The following is a 2333-nucleotide window of genomic DNA, read 5'->3' as shown; positions in this document are numbered from 1 at the left end:
AGAGCTAGAGGGAAACGCGTAAAATCTACGAGCCGAAACGTGGACGCAGCGCTAAGGTAAAACCATTCATGGGTTAACGAGAGTGAACCTTTGACGAGGCATCGTGAAGCGGAATTACTGAAAACGGCTGATACAGTAAATGGGGTTAGATATTCCGCCCTGTCCTCGGAATATAAGACATCAAACAACCCCCGGTGTATAGAAGGAACCCAGAGTGGTTGTATCTCTTGTGTGTGATATGAAGGAACCCCAACGGGGTCTTACAGCTAGAAACGATGCTGTAAGTAGAAATTGAATTTTCAGTTTGAATCCCCCAGTGGGTATAAGACGCTGCAAGAAGCGAAAGCTGCCACGCCCAACGGTAAACAGGAAATCATAACTGGGCAGATAGGTTAAATAACCAACCCGAAAGGATGCTGACGTGCAGCGAGTGAATCCCTTGACTTCGATGCAACAAGGAACCGAACTCTTCGGGAAAAGTTATGATGCAATCAACAATTGTGAACGTAACCGAAAGGACTACCGACTGGAATAGCGTCAACTGGAAAAGCGCCAACCGAGTAGTCAGGAGACTTAGACAGAGAATTTTCAAGGCGACCAAAGACGGTGACTTGACGAGGGTTCGCAACCTTCAAAAACTACTAATGCGTAGTTACTCTAACATTGTACTTTCTGTTAGACGAGTCACACAATTAAATTCGGGCAAGAAAACAGCAGGTGTGGATAAATTACTGGTTTTGACACCAACAGCAAGAGGAACATTGGTAGATATTCTTACCAAGTTCATCCCCTGGAAACCATTACCAGTTAAACGGGTATATATCCGTAAATCCAACGCCAAACAACGCCCCCTCTCAATTCCCTGCATCATCGATAGGTGTCTGCAAGCCATTGTCAAAAATGCTCTGGAACCCTATTGGGAGGCACTTTTTGAGAGAACTTCCTATGGCTTTCGCCCCGGTCGAGGCGTACATGACGCAATAGAAAGAGTACATTCAATGTCCAAAGGCAACTCAACTAAAAGTTGGGTGGTAGATGCGGATATTGAAGGTTGCTTTGATAACATTGCCCATAAGCCTCTACTCGAAACCATTGGCAACTTCCCCGCAAGGAAGTTAATTCAACAATGGCTAAAGGCGGGATACGTAGATAAGGGCGTGTTTCACGATACAGAAACTGGTGTACCCCAAGGGGGGATTATTTCCCCTTTGCTTGCAAATATTGCTTTGCACGGTATGGAATCTGCACTTGGCATTCGATACAACAAAGATGGTCAAACACTTGGCAATCGTGGTATCGTGCGCTACGCAGATGATTTGGTAGTTTTCTGCAAAACCCAAGAAGATGCCAACAGGGCGGTTGATGAATTGTCCTGCTTTTTGAAAACTAGAGGTTTAGCTTTATCCAAGGCTAAAACCACAATAGTACATTTAACTGTTGGTTTCAACTTTTTGGGTTTTAACATCAGATGGTATCAAGACAAAAATACCAAAACAGGTTGGAAAGTATTAATTAAACCTAGTAAACAATCCTTGCAAGACGTACGGAATAATATTAGACAGGTTTGGCTGGAAAATAAAAGCAACAATGTCAATTATTTGATAGGTAAACTTAACCCTATTATTCGGGGTGTGGCTAATTATTACCGTACTGTGGTTTCCTCACATATATTCAGCAAATTAGATAGATGGATGTTTGTCAGAGGAAAAAGGTACGCCAAGAGAATGCATCCAAACAAGAGTACTAGCTGGCATAATTATCGCTACTGGGGGAGACTAAACCTAGATAGAAACGATTACTGGGTGTTTGGTGACAAGCAAACAGGACAGTATCTTCTTAAGTTTAGTTGGTTCAACATCAGAAGGCACACTATGGTTAAAGGTGATGCTTCGCCTGATGACCCAGCTTTAAGGGAATACTGGGATTTAAGAAACAACAGGAAATCTCACTCTTTAATTCCTAGTTACCAAAAGTTAGCCCAAAAACAAGGATATAAGTGTTCTGTTTGTGGAGAATCGTTATTTAACGACGAACCTCTACAAAAACATCACAAAATTCCTCGTTCTAAGGGTGGCAAGGATAGTTACGCTAATCTAGAACTGATGCATTACTACTGTCACCAACAACTACACTCAGTAGGGCAAAAGTCTGAAGGCGAGGTATTTGTGCTAAATTGTCAAGAATCGATACCTCTAGTAGGGCGAGAGTCTGAAGGTGAGGTATCAAGTCTTTGGTAAGCGTTAGGATTTACGTTTAGCCGGATGCTTGGTAACTTGCTTGTCCGGTTTGTCGGGGGGAAAGGGGTAGTGATATCCCCGCCCCACCCATTAAAC

The 2333-nt window shown here is 43.0% G+C and carries 1 protein-coding gene; it reads left to right on the top strand.

Annotation, left to right across the window (positions count from 1 at the left end; genetic code table 11):
* Positions 1-482 precede the first annotated feature (482 nt).
* Positions 483-2237, top strand: a complete 1755-nt coding sequence (ltrA, locus tag UYI_RS0131245; RefSeq protein ID WP_051035598.1) for a group II intron reverse transcriptase/maturase — start codon at positions 483-485, stop codon at positions 2235-2237.
* The last annotated feature ends 96 nt before the right edge of the window (positions 2238-2333 follow it).

Source organism: Fischerella muscicola PCC 7414, assembly GCF_000317205.1.
GTDB lineage: Bacteria > Cyanobacteriota > Cyanobacteriia > Cyanobacteriales > Nostocaceae > Fischerella > Fischerella muscicola.
Note: the sequence above shows the minus strand (reverse complement) of the source record. Positions and strands in the feature narration are given on the sequence as shown.

Coding starts and splice junctions, on each gene's coding strand:
- ltrA (WP_051035598.1), top strand. CDS start 483: ATGATGCAATCAACAATTGTGAACGTAACCGAAAGGACTACCGACTGG.